The sequence below is a fragment of the Ruegeria sp. AM9 genome (assembly GCF_056540565.1).
Genome location: NZ_JBQFWY010000017.1, coordinates 1 through 18,884, shown reverse-complemented (window position 1 = coordinate 18,884; position 18,884 = coordinate 1). Strand labels below are relative to the sequence as shown.

14 protein-coding genes are annotated in these 18,884 nt (G+C 58.4%); 11 read left to right on the top strand and 3 right to left on the bottom strand.

From position 1 onward, the window contains the following. Positions 1-51: 51 nt before the first annotated feature. Entirely contained in the window at positions 52-1,077 is a 1,026-nt protein-coding gene (locus tag ACR0DO_RS18155; protein WP_480560912.1) for a Hint domain-containing protein, read from the bottom strand. A 153-nt stretch (positions 1,078-1,230) separates the two neighbouring features. Further along, positions 1,231-2,196, bottom strand: coding sequence for a phosphotransferase (locus tag ACR0DO_RS18150; protein WP_480560911.1), 966 nt, complete (start codon positions 2,194-2,196; stop codon positions 1,231-1,233). Between the two features lie 402 nt (positions 2,197-2,598). On the opposite strand from ACR0DO_RS18150, the gene rplJ reads away from it, so the two are divergent. From rplJ to ACR0DO_RS18115, 7 genes are all read left to right on the top strand, one after another. After that, positions 2,599-3,117: a 50S ribosomal protein L10 gene (rplJ, locus tag ACR0DO_RS18145; protein ID WP_170446878.1), complete on the top strand. Its 519-nt coding sequence runs from the start codon at positions 2,599-2,601 to the stop codon at positions 3,115-3,117. A 79-nt stretch (positions 3,118-3,196) separates the two neighbouring features. After that, positions 3,197-3,571: a 50S ribosomal protein L7/L12 gene (gene rplL, locus ACR0DO_RS18140; protein WP_170446876.1), complete on the top strand. Its 375-nt coding sequence runs from the start codon at positions 3,197-3,199 to the stop codon at positions 3,569-3,571. A gap of 250 nt (positions 3,572-3,821) precedes the next feature. Beyond that, the gene (gene rpoB, locus ACR0DO_RS18135) at positions 3,822-7,958 is read left to right on the top strand and encodes a DNA-directed RNA polymerase subunit beta (protein WP_480560910.1); all 4,137 of its coding nucleotides are present in this window, start codon (positions 3,822-3,824) and stop codon (positions 7,956-7,958) included. Between the two features lie 334 nt (positions 7,959-8,292). Continuing rightward, the gene (gene rpoC / locus ACR0DO_RS18130; protein ID WP_480560909.1) at positions 8,293-12,534 is read left to right on the top strand and encodes a DNA-directed RNA polymerase subunit beta'; all 4,242 of its coding nucleotides are present in this window, start codon (positions 8,293-8,295) and stop codon (positions 12,532-12,534) included. 116 nt (positions 12,535-12,650) lie between these two features. Further along, complete coding sequence (locus ACR0DO_RS18125) at positions 12,651-13,100, top strand: NADAR family protein (protein ID WP_480560908.1); 450 nt, start codon at positions 12,651-12,653, stop codon at positions 13,098-13,100. A 9-nt stretch (positions 13,101-13,109) separates the two neighbouring features. Beyond that, positions 13,110-13,592, top strand: coding sequence for a hypothetical protein (locus tag ACR0DO_RS18120; RefSeq protein ID WP_480560907.1), 483 nt, complete (start codon positions 13,110-13,112; stop codon positions 13,590-13,592). Positions 13,593-13,605: 13 nt separating this feature from the next. Beyond that, complete coding sequence (locus tag ACR0DO_RS18115) at positions 13,606-14,475, top strand: DMT family transporter (RefSeq protein WP_480560906.1); 870 nt, start codon at positions 13,606-13,608, stop codon at positions 14,473-14,475. On the opposite strand, the gene ACR0DO_RS18110 is transcribed toward ACR0DO_RS18115, so the two are convergent. Further along, positions 14,460-15,266: a putative rhamnosyl transferase gene (locus ACR0DO_RS18110; protein ID WP_480560905.1), complete on the bottom strand. Its 807-nt coding sequence runs from the start codon at positions 15,264-15,266 to the stop codon at positions 14,460-14,462. The genes ACR0DO_RS18115 and ACR0DO_RS18110 overlap by 16 nt on opposite strands. Before the next feature lie 395 nt (positions 15,267-15,661). Here ACR0DO_RS18110 and rpsL point away from each other — a divergent pair, with 395 nt between their 5' ends. The 4 genes from rpsL to ACR0DO_RS18090 form a co-directional block, all read left to right on the top strand. Then, positions 15,662-16,033, top strand: coding sequence for a 30S ribosomal protein S12 (gene rpsL / locus ACR0DO_RS18105; protein WP_005621086.1), 372 nt, complete (start codon positions 15,662-15,664; stop codon positions 16,031-16,033). 15 nt (positions 16,034-16,048) lie between these two features. Further along, the gene (gene rpsG, locus ACR0DO_RS18100; RefSeq protein WP_170446863.1) at positions 16,049-16,519 is read left to right on the top strand and encodes a 30S ribosomal protein S7; all 471 of its coding nucleotides are present in this window, start codon (positions 16,049-16,051) and stop codon (positions 16,517-16,519) included. Positions 16,520-16,537: 18 nt separating this feature from the next. Further along, positions 16,538-18,655, top strand: a complete 2,118-nt coding sequence (fusA, locus tag ACR0DO_RS18095; protein ID WP_170446861.1) for an elongation factor G — start codon at positions 16,538-16,540, stop codon at positions 18,653-18,655. 60 nt (positions 18,656-18,715) lie between these two features. Beyond that, positions 18,716-18,884, top strand: a 169-nt coding sequence (locus tag ACR0DO_RS18090; protein ID WP_480559235.1) for a GTP-binding protein, incomplete at its 3' end; no start/stop codon positions are given.

The window sequence follows — 18,884 nt, the reverse complement described above, 5'->3', positions numbered from 1 at the left end:
ACCCGGGTTGTGGATGCAACCCGGGTTTTTCTGTTTCTGATCTCCGTCGGTTCAGAGGTAGGCGCGGAGTACGCTGGCCTCGCGCGCGCCAATCGTCGCCGCCGCAGTGTGCCGGAACGCGTCGCTGGCGTGCTGGATCGACGGAAACAGCGCAAGAATTTCCGTTTGCTGCGGTGACGAGAGCGCTTTTTTCGCGGTGTCGCTGTAATAGTAGCTTTCGGTCAGTGCGCCGTTCGAGCGGACGATGTGGTGACGGTCAAACATGAAATGCGTGTAGGTGACATGGTCCATCTCGCGGATGGAAATGCCCGGAAGGCCGCAAAGATGCTTGGCTGCCACGAAGACCTCGGGCGAGGCGAACAGCATATCGGTCGCGGGTGATTGAATCAGGACCCGGTGCTGCAGAGACAAAACCAGTTCCCGCGTATTTCCGATTGCGCCCGGTTCAATGACAACAGGAGCAAATGCGCCGACGCCGGGAACCTCGGTTGTGCCGATCCAAAGGATTGGCTGAAGCCCGCTGTCCCGGGTCCAGACATGCTGACCACGCTTGAGAGATTGAACATCAGCCTCTCCTTCTGCGGTTTCAATCAGAGTTCCCGCCCCGAAGCACGTGATGTAGTCCGAATAAGAGGAGCTACCCGAATTGGAGCCGCTGATTTTGACATACGAAGTGCCGGGTGTCAGGGGCGCCGAAGTTGCATAACCCCAGACATCCTGAGTGACCCCGTTCTGCGAAAACACATAGATTTGGATCGTGGGGCCGGTTGGGATTCCGTTGGTGTCCAGGGCGCGCACGGTAATGATCGACTCGGATTCGACCTGCGTTCCGTTGGTGACAATTCCACCACCATTGGTAATAACGTGACCCGATTCCTGATCGTCATTGAAGACAGCTCGGCTGCCACTGGTGTCATCAAGTGTGACCGTGGTTCCCGTGCCGCCGGAATATTGAAAAACGGTCCCGTTCGGAGTGTCGGAATTGTTGATGATCGGATCGCCGACAATTCCCGGATCAGAGCTTGACGTAACAACCAGGCTGGAACTGTCCTGGGCGAAAAAACTGCGAAGTACCATTTAGTAAAGAGACCTTTAAAACGCCTGTTTTCGCGGGTCTTTCGTCAAAGACCGGCTACTGTTTGATCTGGGTATAAAACGGCCCCGATGTAAACAGTCAACCTGAGATTGGTGTTAACAAGGGCGTTATCAAACAGCGGCCGGGGCCTGGCCCTAGCCCTGCTTGAAGGCGAGGTGTAGCCGAACACCCAGACGCTTCCGTCGATCCTCTTCGTAGGGGCTGCAGGTGTGATCGACGTGCCACGACGCCAGCCAATCTTTCAGAAGGCGTCCGCGGATGCAGAAATCCAATATCCCCATATGGATCGGATGCCGATAACGGCGAAAGAACATGTCCTTGTTCAGTTTGACAATGCCGCTGCGGTCCACATCAGAAGGGTCCGCATCGCGGAAGATATCCGATTTGAGGAAGTCGACGATGTCGTAGACGGCGAGCTTCTCGCGCACCTCGGTGAAATCCAGCCCGATCATCTCGCCCTTGCCGACAATCAGGTTCTGGCCGTGAAAGTCGCCGTGCGAAAACACCCGTGTTTCGGGGATACCCTTCAGGTGCAGCGCAGCGCTTTCCAGGATTTTCGCCATCTGGCCGCCTGCTGTGCGGATGTGCGGCGGCACCGATGGCAGCAGATCGTTGATGGTGTCAGTCATCCAGCGCGGGCGGAACTCATATTCCGTGGCAGGTTGAAAGCCATGCAGATCGTGCAGCCACGCCCCGGCGCGGCGGTAGATCCGGGCAACTTGTTCGTCGTCTGCGCTGTTGTGGATCACGTCGACGGCGGTGGGCCGGTCGATGAATTCGGACACAAAGAACATGTTCCCCGGTGACAGGTAATGGGGGTGCACCACGCGCGATGTCTCGTGCTGGTCGAAATACCGCGCCAGCCGGGTCAGAATATCGAATTCTGTCTGCAGCCGGCCGGTCTCGGGCGAGGTGGTGTCGATCTTTATCGCATAGTCCCGCAAAGGTCCTTGTGCCCGAAGAACCAGTCGCGTGTCGGGAAAGCCGTGCGACCGGTATACGCAATCGAATTGCAACGCCCCGTCCAGCCCGGCATGGCGCGCGAACTCTGCGGCAAACTCGGTTGCGCGCCTGTGTTCATCTTCTGTGAGAGTTGGCATAGGGGGCAAAAGCTGGACGCGAAACAAGGGGTTTGGTTGACTGGACCCCAGGGCGCAGGCCATGTCAATCGCTGACAGGGGCCGGGGCGCGGCGGCATGGTCTTGCCAAACCGCTCGGGCGGTCAATTTACCCCTTGGAAACCCCGGCCATCTGCCCTAAAGAGAGCTGCGGAGTAAAGCGTGCGATTCGTCGTGCGCTTTATTTCGTTTCGTCCAAGACGGTGGGTGGGTCCATCTGGCCCCTTAATTCCCTGCCTGAGACGGGTAAGACCAAAGAATTCTGAGGGTCACGATCCTCGGGCGAGTTTTGGCCAATCCCGTAACAACGGACCTGAACGCCGGGGCGCAAGCCGCGGCAAATATGAGCCGGGGTGAGATATCGCCCCTAACTTGGAGAGAACTGTGGATAGAGCCCAGAAAGAGAAAGTGGTCGAGGAACTCGGCCAAATCTTCGAAAGCTCTGGCGTCGTAGTGGTATCGCACTACGCCGGTCTGACAGTTGCCGAGATGCAGGACCTTCGCGCACGTGCTCGTGACGCGGGTGGCTCCGTGCGTGTTGCCAAGAACAGGCTCGCCAAAATCGCCCTTGAGGGTAAGCCGTGTGAAAGCATGGCCGACCTGCTGACAGGGATGACCGTTCTGACCTATTCCGAGGACCCCGTGGCAGCAGCCAAGGTGGCCGAGGACTTCGCCAAGGATAACAAGAATTTTGAAATCCTCGGCGGTGCAATGGGCGAGAACGCTCTGGACCGCAAAGGCGTTGAAGCCGTTTCGAAAATGCCGTCGCGTGAGGAGCTTATTGCTTCGATCGTGGGCTGCATTGGCGCACCTGCTTCGAACATCGCCGGCGCGATTGGCGCACCTGCAAGCAACATCGCAAGCATCCTTTCCACCATCGAAGAGAAGGCGGAAGCTGCGTAAGCGGTTGGCACTGAATGATCTGCGTGGGGCATTTGCCCTGACGTTGGAACACACACTGTAAACGGAAAGAGCTGATAAAATGGCTGATCTGAAAGCACTCGCAGAAAGCATCGTGGGTCTGACCCTGCTGGAAGCACAAGAACTGAAAACCATCCTCAAAGACGAATACGGCATCGAGCCCGCAGCTGGCGGCGCCGTAATGGTCGCAGCTGGCGGCGACGCCGGTGGCGCAGCTGAGGAAGAAAAAACCGAATTCGACGTCGTTCTGAAGAACGCCGGCGCATCGAAAATCAACGTCATCAAAGAAGTTCGCGGCATCACCGGCCTGGGCCTGAAAGAAGCCAAGGAACTGGTCGAAGCCGGCGGCAAGATCAAAGAAGGCGTGGACAAAGCAGAAGCAGAAGACGTCAAAGCCAAGCTGGAAGCAGCTGGCGCCGAAGTCGAGCTGGCCTAAGCTTGGTCTCTGGTGCATCGCTGATGCGCCGAAAAATTTGGCTGGGTCCGGAGAAATCCGGGTCCAGCCGAACCTGTCTTAGAAAGGGCCTCATGGGGTGGGGCGTTTTCTAAGACGCGGTTCTTGGATCGGGAGGCTGCCTTCGGGACGGTGGCCATGAATTGATCCGGACGTGTCGTCTCGAATGTGCAAGATGCCGGGGCCCGACGGTGTCTTTGCCCGCTGAGAACATCGAAAGGTGACATCTGACATGGCTCAAACGTTCCTTGGCCAGAAACGTCTTCGTAAATATTACGGCAAAATCCGCGAAGTTTTGGAAATGCCGAACCTCATTGAGGTGCAGAAATCTTCTTATGATCTTTTCCTGCGCTCCGGCGATGCAGAGCAGCCCACTGACGGCGAAGGCATCAAAGGCGTGTTCCAGTCGGTTTTCCCGATCAAGGATTTCAACGAAACCTCCGTTCTGGAGTTCGTGAAATACGATCTGGAAAAACCCAAATACGACGTCGAAGAGTGCATGCAGCGCGACATGACCTACAGCGCGCCGCTGAAGGTCACTCTGCGCCTGATCGTGTTTGATGTCGATGAAGACACCGGCGCCAAATCGGTCAAGGACATCAAGGAACAGGACGTGTTCATGGGCGACATGCCCCTGATGACACCGAACGGCACGTTCATCGTGAACGGCACCGAGCGTGTGATCGTGTCCCAAATGCACCGTTCGCCCGGTGTGTTCTTTGACCACGACAAGGGCAAGACCCATTCTTCGGGCAAGCTGCTGTTTGCCTGCCGCATCATCCCGTATCGCGGCAGCTGGCTGGACTTTGAGTTCGACGCCAAGGACATCGTGTTCGCCCGTATCGACCGTCGCCGTAAGCTGCCTGTGACCACCCTGCTGTATGCGCTGGGCCTGGATCAGGAAGCGATCATGGACGCGTATTACAACACCGTGTCCTACAAGCTGGACAAGAAGAAGGGCTGGATCACGCCGTTCTTCCCCGAACGTGTCCGCGGTACCCGTCCGACCTATGACCTGATCGACGCCAAGTCCGGTGAAGTGATTGCCGAAGCGGGCAAGAAAGTCACCCCGCGCGCGGTCAAGAAGCTGATCGACGAAGGCAAAGTTACCGACCTGCTGGTTCCGTTCGATCACATCGTTGGCAAATACGTCGCCAAGGACGTCATCAATGAAGAAAACGGCGCGATCTATGTCGAAGCCGGTGATGAACTGACTCTGGAATACGACAAAGACGGCGACCTGATCGGCGGCACCGTCAAGGAACTGATCGATGCCGGTATCACCGACATCCCGGTTCTGGACATCGACAACGTCAACGTTGGCCCCTACATGCGCAACACAATGGCTCAGGACAAGAACCTGAACCGTGAAAGCGCGCTGATGGACATCTACCGCGTCATGCGCCCGGGTGAGCCGCCCACCGTCGAGGCTGCGTCGGCCCTGTTCGACACCCTGTTCTTCGACAGTGAGCGTTATGACCTGTCCGCCGTTGGTCGTGTGAAGATGAACATGCGTCTGGCTCTGGACGCGCCGGACACCCTGCGCACGCTGCGCCGCGAAGACATCGTGGCCTGCATCAAGGCGCTGGTGGAACTGCGTGACGGCAAAGGCGACGTGGACGATATCGACCACCTCGGCAACCGCCGTGTGCGTTCGGTCGGCGAACTGATGGAAAACCAGTACCGCGTCGGTCTGCTGCGCATGGAGCGCGCGATCAAAGAGCGTATGTCGTCGGTCGAAATCGACACTGTCATGCCTCAGGATCTGATCAACGCGAAACCGGCAGCCGCTGCTGTCCGCGAATTCTTCGGCTCGTCGCAGCTGTCGCAGTTCATGGACCAGACCAACCCGCTGTCGGAGGTTACCCACAAACGCCGCCTCTCGGCGCTTGGCCCGGGTGGTCTGACGCGCGAACGTGCGGGCTTTGAGGTTCGCGACGTACACCCGACCCACTATGGCCGGATGTGCCCGATTGAAACGCCCGAAGGTCCGAACATTGGTCTGATCAACTCGCTGGCAACCTTTGCCCGCGTGAACAAGTATGGCTTCATCGAAACACCGTATCGCGTCGTCAAAGACGCCGAGGTGACCGATGAGGTTCACTACATGTCCGCGACCGAGGAAATGCGTCACACCGTGGCGCAGGCGAACGCGACTCTGGACGCTGATGGCAAGTTCATCAACGATCTGGTGTCGACCCGTCAGGCCGGTGACTACACCCTCGCCCCGCGCGAGAATGTGGACCTGATCGACGTGTCGCCGAAACAGCTGGTTTCGGTCGCTGCATCGCTCATCCCGTTCCTTGAAAATGACGACGCCAACCGCGCTCTGATGGGCTCGAACATGCAACGTCAGGCGGTTCCGCTGCTGCGCGCCGAAGCGCCGCTGGTCGGTACCGGGATCGAGGAAAAGGTTGCGATCGATTCGGGGGCTGCGATTCAGGCGAAACGCGCCGGGATCATCGACCAGGTCGATGCCCAGCGTATCGTTATCCGCGCCACTGAGGATCTGGAACTGGGCGACGCGGGCGTTGACATCTATCGTCTGCGCAAATTCCAGCGTTCGAACCAGAACACCTGCATCAACCAGCGTCCGCTGATCAAGGTGGGTGACACCGTCCAGAAGGGCGAGGTCATTGCCGATGGTCCGTCGACCGATATGGGTGAACTGGCTCTGGGTAAGAACGTGGTCGTCGCGTTCATGCCGTGGAACGGGTACAACTACGAAGACTCGATCCTGATCTCGGAACGTATCGCGCGGGATGACGTCTTTACCTCGGTCCATATCGAGGAGTTTGAAGTCGCTGCCCGTGACACGAAGCTGGGTCCGGAAGAGATCACCCGCGACATTCCGAACGTCGGTGAAGAAGCGCTGCGCAACCTCGACGAGGCGGGCATCGTTTACATCGGTGCGGATGTTGAGCCAGGCGATATTCTGGTCGGCAAGATCACTCCGAAGGGCGAAAGCCCGATGACCCCGGAAGAAAAGCTGCTGCGCGCCATCTTTGGTGAAAAAGCATCTGACGTGCGCGACACCTCGCTGCGCGTGAAGCCGGGCGATTACGGTACGGTCGTTGAGGTCCGCGTCTTCAACCGTCACGGTGTCGAAAAAGACGAGCGTGCGCTGCAGATCGAGCGTGAGGAAGTCGAACGTCTGGCCCGTGACCGGGACGACGAGCTGGCGATCCTTGACCGCAACATCTATGCGCGTCTGCAAGGCCTGATCCTGGGTAAAACCGCTGTCAAAGGCCCGAAAGGCGTCAAGGCAGGGTCGGTGATCACCGAGGACCTGCTGGAAACCCTGACCCGTGGTCAGTGGTGGCAGCTGGCGCTTGAAGGTGAGCAGGACGCACAGATCGTCGAGGCTCTGAACGAGCAGTACGAAGTGCAGAAACGCGCTCTGGACGCCCGTTTCGAGGACAAGGTCGAGAAGGTTCGCCGTGGCGACGACTTGCCGCCGGGTGTGATGAAGATGGTCAAAGTCTTCATCGCCGTGAAGCGCAAGCTGCAGCCGGGTGACAAGATGGCCGGTCGTCACGGGAACAAAGGTGTGATTTCCAAGGTTGTTCCGATGGAAGACATGCCGTTCCTGGCCGATGGTACGCCGGTTGACTTCTGTCTGAACCCGCTGGGTGTGCCTTCGCGTATGAACGTCGGTCAGATCCTTGAAACCCATATGGGTTGGGCCGCGCGCGGTCTGGGTCTGAACATCGACGACGCTCTGGGTGAATACCGCCGTTCCGGCGACCTGACCCCGGTTCGCGAAGCGATGAAGCTGGCCTATGGCGAGAATGTCTACGAAGAAGGCATCAGCGGTCTGGACGAGGATGGCCTGATCGAGGCTGCGGGCAACGTGACCCGCGGTGTTCCGATCGCAACCCCGGTCTTCGACGGTGCCAAAGAGGCTGACGTCAACGACGCGCTGGTGCGTGCGGGCTTCTCGGAAAGCGGTCAGTCGGTTCTGTTCGACGGTCGTACCGGTGAGCAATTCGCGCGTCCGGTCACTGTGGGCATCAAGTACCTGCTGAAACTGCACCACCTTGTGGATGACAAAATCCACGCGCGTTCGACCGGGCCGTACAGCCTGGTTACTCAGCAGCCGCTGGGTGGTAAGGCGCAGTTCGGTGGCCAGCGCTTTGGTGAGATGGAAGTCTGGGCTCTGGAAGCTTACGGCGCCGCCTACACCCTGCAGGAGATGTTGACCGTGAAATCGGATGACGTCGCCGGACGGACCAAAGTGTACGAGTCGATCGTCAAGGGCGAGGATAACTTTGAAGCGGGCGTACCGGAATCGTTCAACGTTCTGGTGAAAGAAGTCCGTGGCCTCGGCCTGAATATGGAACTCCTGGATGCGGAGGTTGAGGAGTGAGATTAGCGATGACGTCTGTCGCTCCAATAGCAGTTCTGTGTGCTTGCTCGGCTGAGTCGAGCTTCACAATTTCGGAATTGCCTGCTGGATCGACGTCTTTGCTTGGTAAACCGGCCACTCACCAAGTGGCAATTTACCAAGCGACGTCTCGGGCATCTCAACCCGAAGGAATCATGACCGCAATTTCAGAAACATGTGGGTCCAAGCAATTGCTCACGAAAGAAGATGTGGATTGGACGGACGATGTTCACGTCCACGGTGACGGGCCGCGCGGGCCCGTCGACATCACCAACACGTCTACGATCAATTGCCCGGAGCTTGGAAAGGAAATCCAATGAACCAGGAAATCACCAACAACCCGTTCAACCCGCTGACGCCCCCGAAGGTCTTCGACGAGATCAAGGTCTCGCTGGCGTCGCCCGAGCGGATTCTGTCTTGGTCCTATGGCGAGATCAAGAAACCCGAAACCATCAACTACCGGACGTTCAAGCCTGAACGTGACGGTCTGTTCTGCGCGCGTATCTTTGGCCCGATCAAAGATTACGAATGTCTGTGCGGCAAATATAAGCGGATGAAGTATCGCGGTGTTGTCTGCGAGAAATGCGGTGTGGAAGTCACCCTGCAGAAAGTCCGCCGCGAGCGTATGGGCCACATCGAGCTGGCCGCGCCCGTCGCACATATCTGGTTCCTGAAATCGCTGCCGTCCCGCATCGGTCTGATGCTGGACATGACGCTGCGCGATCTGGAGCGCGTTCTGTACTTTGAAAACTATGTCGTCATCGAGCCCGGTCTGACCGACCTGACCTACGGCCAGATGCTGACCGAAGAAGAGTACATGGACGCGCAGGATGCCTATGGCATGGACGCGTTCACCGCGAATATCGGTGCCGAAGCCATTCGTGAGATGCTGGCCCAGATCGATCTGGAAGCCGAAGCCGAGCAACTGCGCGCTGATCTGGCCGAAGCAACCGGCGAACTGAAGCCCAAGAAGATCATCAAGCGTCTGAAGGTTGTTGAATCCTTCCTCGAGTCGGGCAACCGGCCCGAGTGGATGGTGATGACCGTGATCCCCGTCATTCCGCCGGAACTGCGTCCGCTGGTTCCGCTGGATGGTGGCCGTTTCGCGACTTCGGATCTGAACGATCTGTATCGCCGCGTCATCAACCGGAACAACCGTCTGAAGCGTCTGATCGAACTGCGCGCGCCTGACATCATCGTCCGCAACGAAAAGCGGATGTTGCAGGAATCTGTTGACGCTCTGTTCGACAACGGCCGTCGTGGCCGCGTGATCACCGGCGCCAACAAGCGTCCGCTGAAATCGCTGTCGGACATGCTGAAAGGTAAGCAGGGTCGCTTCCGTCAGAACCTTCTGGGGAAACGCGTCGACTTCTCGGGCCGTTCGGTCATCGTGACCGGTCCGGAACTCAAGCTGCACCAGTGTGGTCTGCCCAAGAAGATGGCGCTGGAGCTGTTCAAGCCGTTCATCTACTCGCGCCTCGAAGCCAAGGGTCTGTCTTCGACCGTAAAACAGGCGAAGAAACTGGTCGAGAAAGAGCGTCCCGAAGTGTGGGATATCCTCGACGAGGTGATCCGCGAACACCCTGTCATGCTGAACCGTGCGCCGACGCTGCACCGTCTTGGCATTCAGGCGTTCGAGCCGGTCCTGATCGAAGGTAAAGCCATCCAGCTGCACCCGCTGGTCTGTTCGGCCTTTAACGCCGACTTCGACGGTGACCAGATGGCCGTTCACGTGCCGCTGAGCCTTGAGGCGCAGCTGGAAGCGCGTGTTCTGATGATGTCGACGAACAACGTTCTGTCGCCCGCAAACGGCGCGCCGATCATCGTTCCGTCGCAGGATATGATCCTGGGTCTCTACTACGTGACCCTGGAACGTGAGGGCATGCCGGGCGAAGGCAAAGTGTTTGGTTCGATCGAAGAAGTTCAGCACGCGCTGGACGCGGGTGAAGTGCATCTGCACACCAAGATCACCGCGCGGATCACGCAGATCGACGACGAAGGCAACGAAGTTCAGAAGCGTTACGAGACCACTCCGGGCCGTCTGCGTCTGGGTGCTCTGCTGCCGATGAACAACAAGGCGCCGTTCGAGCTGGTCAACCGCCTGCTGCGGAAGAAAGAAGTGCAGCAGGTGATCGACACCGTCTACCGCTACTGCGGTCAGAAAGAGTCGGTTATCTTCTGTGACCAGATCATGTCGATGGGCTTCAAAGAAGCGTTCAAGGCGGGCATCTCGTTCGGTAAGGACGACATGGTCATCCCGGACGACAAGTGGGGCATCGTTGATGACACCCGCGGTCAGGTGAAGGACTTTGAACAGCAGTACATGGACGGCCTGATCACTCAGGGCGAAAAGTACAACAAAGTTGTCGATGCCTGGTCGAAGTGTAACGACCGCGTCACCGAGGCGATGATGTCGACGATCTCGTCGTCGGATCGGGCAGAAGACGGGTCCGAGCAGGAACCGAACTCGGTCTACATGATGGCCCACTCGGGTGCGCGTGGCTCGGTCACTCAGATGAAACAGCTGGGCGGTATGCGCGGCCTGATGGCCAAGCCGAACGGTGACATCATCGAGACGCCGATCATCTCGAACTTTAAAGAAGGTCTGACCGTTCTCGAGTACTTCAACTCGACCCACGGTGCCCGTAAGGGTCTGTCGGATACCGCTCTGAAGACGGCGAACTCGGGTTACCTGACCCGTCGTCTGGTGGACGTGGCACAGGACTGCATCGTTCGTGAGATCGACTGCGGCACCGAGCGTGCGATCACTGCCGAAGCCGCCGTGAACGACGGTGAGGTTGTCGCCTCGCTGGCCGAACGTGTGCTGGGCCGTGTGGCAGCTGACGACGTTCTGCGTCCGGGTACGGATGAGGTTCTGGTGGCCGCTGGTCAGCTGATCGACGAACGTATGGCTGACACCATCGATGAGGCAGCTGTTGCCTCGATGCGCATCCGCTCGCCTCTGACCTGTGAGTCCGAGGAAGGCGTTTGTGCAACCTGCTACGGTCGTGACCTTGCACGCGGTACCATGGTGAACACGGGTGAGGCTGTCGGCATCATCGCCGCCCAGTCCATCGGTGAACCCGGTACACAGCTGACCATGCGGACCTTCCACATCGGTGGTGTTGCGCAAGGTGGTCAGCAGTCGTTCCAGGAAGCCAGCCAGGACGGTGTCGTTTCCTTCGAGAACCCGCAGATTCTGGTCAATGCGGCAGGCGAAAGCCTGGTCATGGGCCGGAACATGAAGTTGGTGATCAAAGACGAGCATGGCGAAGAGCGTGCCAGCCACAAGCTGGGCTATGGCTCCAAGCTGTTCGTCAAGGACGGCACCAAAGTGGCCCGTGGCGACAAGCTGTTCGAATGGGATCCCTACACGCTGCCGATCATCGCTGAGAAAGCCGGTACCGCGAAATACGTCGACCTTGTTTCGGGCCTTGCTGTCCGCGACGAGACCGACGAAGCAACCGGTATGACCCAGAAGATCGTGATCGACTGGCGCGCCGCCCCCAAAGGCAGCGACCTCAAGCCCGAGATCATTCTGGTCGGTGAAGATGGCGAGCCGGTCCGCAACGATGCGGGCAACCCGGTTCACTACCCGATGTCGGTGGATGCGATCCTGTCGGTTGAAGATGGCCAGCAGGTCGAAGCCGGTGACGTTGTTGCGCGTATCCCGCGTGAAGGCGCCAAGACCAAGGACATCACCGGTGGTCTGCCGCGTGTGGCCGAACTGTTCGAAGCCCGCCGTCCAAAAGATCACGCGATCATCGCAGAAGCCGATGGTTACGTGCGCTTTGGTCGCGACTACAAGAACAAGCGCCGCATCAGCATCGAACCGGCTGACGAGTCCATGGAGACCATCGAATACATGGTGCCCAAGGGCAAGCACATCCCGGTCGCCGAAGGGGACTTCATCCAGAAGGGTGAATACCTGATGGACGGTAACCCGGCGCCGCATGACATCCTGTCCATCATGGGTGTCGAAGCGCTGGCAGATTACATGATCGACGAGGTGCAGGACGTCTATCGCTTGCAGGGCGTGAAGATCAACGACAAGCACATCGAGGTCATCGTGCGCCAGATGCTGCAGAAGTGGGAGATCCTGGATTCAGGCGACACCACCCTGCTGAAAGGCGAACATGTCGACAAACAAGAGTTCGACGCGGCCAACGAGAAAACTATCTCGCGTGGCGGACGTCCGGCACAGGGCGAGCCGATCCTTCTGGGGATCACCAAAGCCTCGCTGCAGACGCGTTCGTTCATTTCGGCGGCGTCGTTCCAGGAAACCACCCGCGTGCTGACCGAAGCTTCGGTTCAGGGCAAGAAGGACAAGCTGGTTGGCCTGAAAGAGAACGTCATCGTTGGCCGCCTGATCCCGGCCGGTACCGGTGGTGCGACCCAGGCCGTGCGTCAGGTTGCCCAGTCGCGCGACAACGTCGTGATTGAAGCCCGCCGGGAAGAGGCCGAAGCCGCCGCTGCCCTGGCTGCGCCGATGGTCGAAGACGACATGGTCGGCGACGAACTGGACGTTCTGGTGGAAACACCTGAAAGCCGCGAGTAAGCGCTTTGGTATAATTTCAGGAAAGGCCCTGCGGAAACGCGGGGCCTTTTCTTTTGGCATCGTGGAAGAAGCCGCCGCGCTTGCGTTTGCGGTGCATTCTGGTGTTCGCTTGCCGTATGAGTGAAAACGAATTTGAATCAACCGTTTACTTCTATGCGCAAACGGACCCGTATGCCGAGTTCTCGAACTTTGCACCATTTGGCGTCGCTATGGATGGAATGTGGTGGCGCACGGTCGAGCACTATTTCCAAGCACAGAAATTCCATGATGCGGGATATCGTGAACGTATTCGGCTCAGCAACAGGCCGAAGAATGCCAAGGCGCTGGGCATGACCCGGAACGTTGCTCTGCGGTCGGATTGGGATGAGGTGAAAGATCTGATCATGCTGGATGCTGTTCGGGTCAAGTTCGCAACGCACGAGCGCCCTCGTGACGTGTTGCTGGGGACTGGAACAGCGGAGATCGTCGAGAATGCGCCGATGGATTCCTATTGGGGTTGCGGGCCGGACGGGCAGGGATTGAACAAGCTTGGTAAGATATTGATGAAGGTTCGCGGGGAATTGTAGGTTCTATAAATGCAAATCGAAAACTTGAGAATTCGATCACAAGAGGATTTAATCTGTGCTGTCTACGCTGCTGTCAAAGGACGCTACTGGACAACCGAAGACCTCTCTGACTGGGCAGCGCAACTATTGCTGCAGGTCGAGGCGCCGCCAGAGTGGCTGATGGATTTCGTGGTCATAAGGTGTCTGGAGGACTTGGAGAGCTCTTTTGCCAAAGCCTATGGTGCGCTTCGTGATATGCGCCTGGATGGTCTCGAAGAGTTTCAGGTGAGTTTTGCCCTATTGGCGTATCACGAGGGTGTGTTGAGCCAAGCAAACACCAAAGCTGTGCTCGCAGATATTGCCGATCCGGGACCAGTTCTGGAAATTACGGTGGAAGATGTTGACAGGCTTTGTTTGGATCAGTGGACGACCGAAGATGTCATCGGCGGGGTGCGCCATCTGACCGGACAGATCAATTCGAAGCAGATAGTATCAGTTTTTGAACACTGCTGATCAGGACACGTTCATGACCCCAAACATAAAAGGCGCGCTGTTGATGAACGGCAGCATGGCGGCCTTTACCATCAATGATGCGTTGATCAAGGCCGCCGGGGCGGAGGTGCCGCTGTTCCAGATGGTCGCCATGCGTGGGGTTCTGGCGACGGCTCTGGTGTACCTGCTGGCGCGCAATCTGGGGGCGCTGCATCTGAATTTTCCGCGCCATGACAAGTGGCTGGTGGCGGCACGGTGTTTGGCTGAACTATCCGCCACATTCTTCTTCCTGACCGCGCTGCTGCATATGCCGCTGGCCAATGTGACGGCCGTGCTGCAGGCCTTGCCGCTGACCGTGACGCTGGGCGCGGTGGTGTTCTTCGGTGAACAGATCGGCTGGCGGCGGGTCCTGGCCATTGTGCTGGGGTTCCTCGGAATGCTGCTGATTGTGCGACCAGGCCCCGAGGGGTTCAGCATCTATGCCATCTACGCGCTGATCGCTGTTGTATCAGTCACGATCCGCGATCTGATCACGCGGCGCATGTCGATCCATGTGCCTTCGCTGGCCGTCACATTGGCGACTTCGTTCACCATCACCGTTGCGGCCGGATGCGCCTCTCTCGCGTCAGGCTGGCAGCCGGTCCCGACGGGCGCCGGGCTGATGGTTGCCTGTGCTGCGGTGTTCGTGCTGACCGGTTACTTGTGCAGCGTCATGGTCATGCGCGTTGGAGACGTCGGATTTGTCGCGCCGTTCCGTTATTCCAGCCTGATCTGGGCGCTGGCCTTGGGCTGGCTGGTGTTCGGAGACTGGCCAGACGCGGTCACTTTGTTCGGGGCAGCGTTGGTGGTGGGCGCCGGACTATTTACGCTGTTCCGCGAACGGCACTCTCACGCCGCGGAATGAGCCCGCCGGACCGCGTCCTGCTCGATAGCATAGCGGGCGATGAATTCGCCCTCCTGCTCGGGTGTCAGCGGGGACAATTCTGTGGTGCTTTTGCGGGCATGGGGTGAATCGTTGAACTGGTTCAGCGTACGCACCCACATTGGCGCGTCCGGATAGCTGATCACCGGCATGAAGTTCCCGATGCGATGATGGGCGAAATTCATGATCGTCTGCTCGCAGCCGCCGCGCACATGCATGGCGAGCCCAACGCCCAGCAGAGGGCGAAACACTTGTGCGGCCCGAATGCCATCCGGGCCGAAACGGGCCAGGAACCCTTGATTATAGTCGATGGCGACGGTTTTGTTGTTCGCCATCAGAGTTTCGCCCTCGACCGCGGCGATGCGCAGGCGTTCGACGAAATCCACCGAGACGGCGTCGTCATCGTCGTGACGGAACTGCAGGCACGGCGCGCTGGGGTTGTCGCGCGCCGCGTTCAGGATCTGTTTCATCACTTTACGGTGCCGGACGGGTTCGCGCGCGATGATCCGGACCTGTTTCATGCCAGAGGTCAGATCGTGCAGCCGGTCAAAGGCAGGTTTCGGCAGGCACTCCCCGATCACAATCAGGAACTGAAAATCCTCATCGGTCTGTTCCTTGAAACAGGGCAGGGTGGTGGTTTCGAACAGGCGGAACCGCTCTTCCAGACGGGCCGGGTTGTAGAGATACCGCCGGCGTTCCTCGATCGTGTCATGTTCGACCTGAAAGCCGCCAAGGGCGGGGTAGGAAAAGCGGCAGAGGCCTATGACTTGCATGAATCATCCGTGGTTCAGGTCGTCGTTGCGACTATGCCCTCGCGTCCAGAAACCCGCAACGCGCAACAGGCCAGAAAACGCATGACCGGGCAGGTAAGTGGGGGTGCGGCTAGCGTGACTTTCTGACAAGGAGTTACTGTTGACACTTGGCCCGACTCCCCCTATTACGCGCGTCATCTCGGTACCGGGGGCCGCCCCATAACCGATTTCAGTAATGAACTGGTCAAGGCCCGGACACTTTTATCGTTCGCGCCCTCTGATAACAAACCGCGACGTTCACCTCGGAATGGGAACGCTCGCGGGTTTTGCGCTTGTGGACGCATGAGTGCAGCGAATTTAACCGCACGCAACCCGCGTGCATGTCATGTGTGTTGCAAAACGGGGAAGAAACCGGAATGCCAACTATTCAACAGCTGATCCGCAAACCGCGGCAGCCCAAAGTAAAACGCTCGAAGTCCATGCACCTGGAGCAGTGCCCGCAGAAACGCGGCGTCTGCACACGTGTTTATACCACCACACCGAAGAAACCGAACTCGGCTATGCGTAAGGTTGCCAAAGTGCGCCTGACCAACGGGTTCGAGGTCATCTCGTACATCCCCGGTGAAAGCCACAACCTGCAGGAACACTCGGTTGTTCTGATCCGTGGCGGCCGTGTGAAAGACCTTCCCGGTGTGCGTTACCACATCCTGCGCGGTGTTCTGGATACTCAGGGCGTCAAAGATCGTAAGCAACGCCGTTCGAAATACGGCGCGAAGCGTCCCAAGTAAGAAGGAGAGGCTGATATGTCACGTCGTCACGCCGCCGAAAAACGCGAAGTCCTGCCTGACGCCAAATTTGGCGACAAGGTTCTGACCAAATTCATGAACAACCTGATGATCGACGGCAAGAAGTCGGTCGCAGAGCGCATCGTCTACAACGCATTTGACCGCGTTGAGACCAAGATCAAGCGCGCCCCGGTCGAAGTGTTCCACGAAGCGCTCGACAACATCAAACCGTCGGTCGAGGTCCGCTCGCGCCGGGTTGGTGGTGCAACCTATCAGGTTCCGGTCGAGGTTCGCCCCGAACGCCGCGAAGCACTGGCCATCCGCTGGCTGATCACTGCTGCGCGCGGCCGCAACGAAAACACCATGGAAGAACGCCTCGCCGGTGAACTGCTGGACGCTGTACAGTCCCGCGGTACCGCCGTGAAGAAGCGCGAAGACACCCACAAGATGGCCGAGGCGAACAAAGCCTTCAGCCACTATCGCTGGTAATTCAGAGGCTTATCAAAAATGGCACGCGAATATCCGCTCGAACTTTACCGTAACTTCGGTATCATGGCGCACATCGACGCAGGTAAGACCACCTGCTCGGAGCGTATCCTGTATTACACTGGTAAATCCCACAACATCGGTGAGGTGCACGATGGTGCAGCCACCATGGACTGGATGGAGCAGGAGCAGGAACGCGGCATCACCATCACTTCGGCTGCGACCACCACTTTCTGGGAGCGCACCGAGGACGGTCAGACCGCAGAAACTCCCAAGCACCGCCTGAACATCATCGACACCCCCGGCCACGTTGACTTCACCATCGAAGTCGAACGCTCGCTGGCGGTTCTCGACGGTGCCGTCTGCGTTCTGGACGCAAACGCCGGTGTTGAGCCCCAGACCGAAACCGTGTGGCGTCAGGCTGACCGCTACAAGGTTCCGCGTATGGTTTTCGTCAACAAGATGGACAAGATCGGCGCAGACTTCTTCAACTGCGTTCGCATGATCGAAGACCGCACCGGCGCACGCGCTGTTCCGGTTGGTATTCCGATCGGCGCCGAGACCGAGCTGGAAGGCCTGGTCGACCTGGTCACCATGGAAGAGTGGCTGTGGCAGGGCGAAGATCTGGGCGCAAGCTGGATCAAAGCTCCGATCCGCGACAGCCTGAAAGACATGGCTGACGAATGGCGCGGCAAGATGATCGAAGCGGCCGTCGAAATGGACGACGACGCGATGATGGAATACCTGGAAGGCAATGAGCCCGACGTTCCGACCCTGCGCAAACTGCTGCGCAAAGGTACGCTGGAAATCGCGTTCGTTCCGGTTCTGGGTGGTTCGGCGTTCAAGAACAAAGGCGTTCAGCCGCTGCTCAACGCTGTGATCGACTATCTGCCCAGCCCGCTGGACGTTGTCGACTACATGGGCTTCAAGCCCGGCGACGAGGACGAAGTTCGTGACATTGCGCGTCGTGCAGACGACGACATGGCCTTCTCGGGTCTGGCGTTCAAAATCATGAACGACCCCTTCGTTGGCTCGCTGACCTTCACCCGGATTTACTCGGGCACCATGAACAAGGGCGACTCGATCCTGAACTCGACCAAAGGTAAAAAAGAGCGCATCGGTCGTATGATGATGATGCACTCGAACAACCGGGAAGAGATCGAAGAAGCGTTTGCAGGCGACATCATCGCGCTGGCGGGTCTGAAAGACACCACCACCGGTGACACCCTGTGTGACGCGAAGGATCCAGTGGTTCTGGAAACCATGACCTTCCCCGATCCGGTGATCGAGATCGCGGTTGAGCCCAAAACCAAGGGCGACCAAGAGAAGATGTCCCAGGGTCTGGCCCGTCTGGCCGCCGAAGACCCGTCCTTCCGCGTGGAAACCGACCTGGAATCGGGTCAGACCATCATGAAGGGCATGGGCGAACTTCACCTGGACATCCTGGTTGACCGTCTGAAGCGCGAGTTCAAGGTTGAAGCGAACATTGGTGCACCGCAGGTGGCCTATCGTGAAACCATCTCGATGCCGGTCGAGCACACCTACACCCACAAGAAACAGTCGGGTGGTTCGGGTCAGTTCGCGGAAGTCAAGCTGGAGATCCAGCCGACCGAAGCGGGCGAAGGCTATTCGTTCGAAAGCCGCATCGTTGGTGGTGCGGTTCCGAAGGAATACATCCCGGGTGTTGAAAAAGGCATCAACTCGGTCATGGATAGCGGCCCTCTGGCTGGCTTCCCCGTGATCGACTTCAAGGTTGCCCTGCTGGACGGTAAGTTCCACGACGTTGACTCGAGCGTTCTGGCGTTCGAAATCGCATCGCGGATGTGTATGCGTGAAGGCATGCGCAAAGCAGGCGCGAAACTGCTGGAACCGATCATGAAGGTCGAAGTGATCACCCCGGAAGAATACACCGGCGGTATCATCGGCGACCTGACCTCGCGTCGGGGCCAGGTGTCGGGCCAAGAGCCGCGCGGCAACGCCATCGCAATTGATGCGAACGTTCCGCTGGCGAACATGTTCGGCTACATCAACACTCTGCGTTCGATGTCGTCGGGCCGTGCCCAGTTCACCATGCAGTTCTCGCACTACGATCCGGTTCCGCAGAACATCTCGGACGAGATTCAGGCGAAATACGCATAAGCGAAGATTTGAGGGAGCTCCGGTCTGGGGCTCCCTTCATTACCGACAAAGGAGGCCATCATGGCAAAGGAAAAGTTTGAGCGTACAAAACCGCACGTCAACATCGGCACGATTGGCCACGTTGACCACGGCAAGACCACGCTGACCGCAGCGATCACCAAGTATTTCGGTGACTTCAAAGCGTATGACCAAATCGACGGTGCGCCGGAAGAGAAAGCGCGCGGCATCA

Excerpts from the sequence above, each read along its gene's own strand:
- ACR0DO_RS18155 (WP_480560912.1), bottom strand. The coding sequence starts at position 1,077 with ATGGTACTTCGCAGTTTTTTCGCCCAGGACAGTTCCAGCCTGGTTGTT.
- ACR0DO_RS18150 (WP_480560911.1), bottom strand. The coding sequence starts at position 2,196 with ATGCCAACTCTCACAGAAGATGAACACAGGCGCGCAACCGAGTTTGCC.
- rplL (WP_170446876.1), top strand. The coding sequence starts at position 3,197 with ATGGCTGATCTGAAAGCACTCGCAGAAAGCATCGTGGGTCTGACCCTG.
- rpoB (WP_480560910.1), top strand. The coding sequence starts at position 3,822 with ATGGCTCAAACGTTCCTTGGCCAGAAACGTCTTCGTAAATATTACGGC.
- rpoC (WP_480560909.1), top strand. The coding sequence starts at position 8,293 with ATGAACCAGGAAATCACCAACAACCCGTTCAACCCGCTGACGCCCCCG.
- ACR0DO_RS18125 (WP_480560908.1), top strand. The coding sequence starts at position 12,651 with ATGAGTGAAAACGAATTTGAATCAACCGTTTACTTCTATGCGCAAACG.
- ACR0DO_RS18120 (WP_480560907.1), top strand. The coding sequence starts at position 13,110 with ATGCAAATCGAAAACTTGAGAATTCGATCACAAGAGGATTTAATCTGT.
- ACR0DO_RS18115 (WP_480560906.1), top strand. The coding sequence starts at position 13,606 with ATGACCCCAAACATAAAAGGCGCGCTGTTGATGAACGGCAGCATGGCG.
- ACR0DO_RS18110 (WP_480560905.1), bottom strand. The coding sequence starts at position 15,266 with ATGCAAGTCATAGGCCTCTGCCGCTTTTCCTACCCCGCCCTTGGCGGC.
- rpsL (WP_005621086.1), top strand. The coding sequence starts at position 15,662 with ATGCCAACTATTCAACAGCTGATCCGCAAACCGCGGCAGCCCAAAGTA.
- rpsG (WP_170446863.1), top strand. The coding sequence starts at position 16,049 with ATGTCACGTCGTCACGCCGCCGAAAAACGCGAAGTCCTGCCTGACGCC.
- fusA (WP_170446861.1), top strand. The coding sequence starts at position 16,538 with ATGGCACGCGAATATCCGCTCGAACTTTACCGTAACTTCGGTATCATG.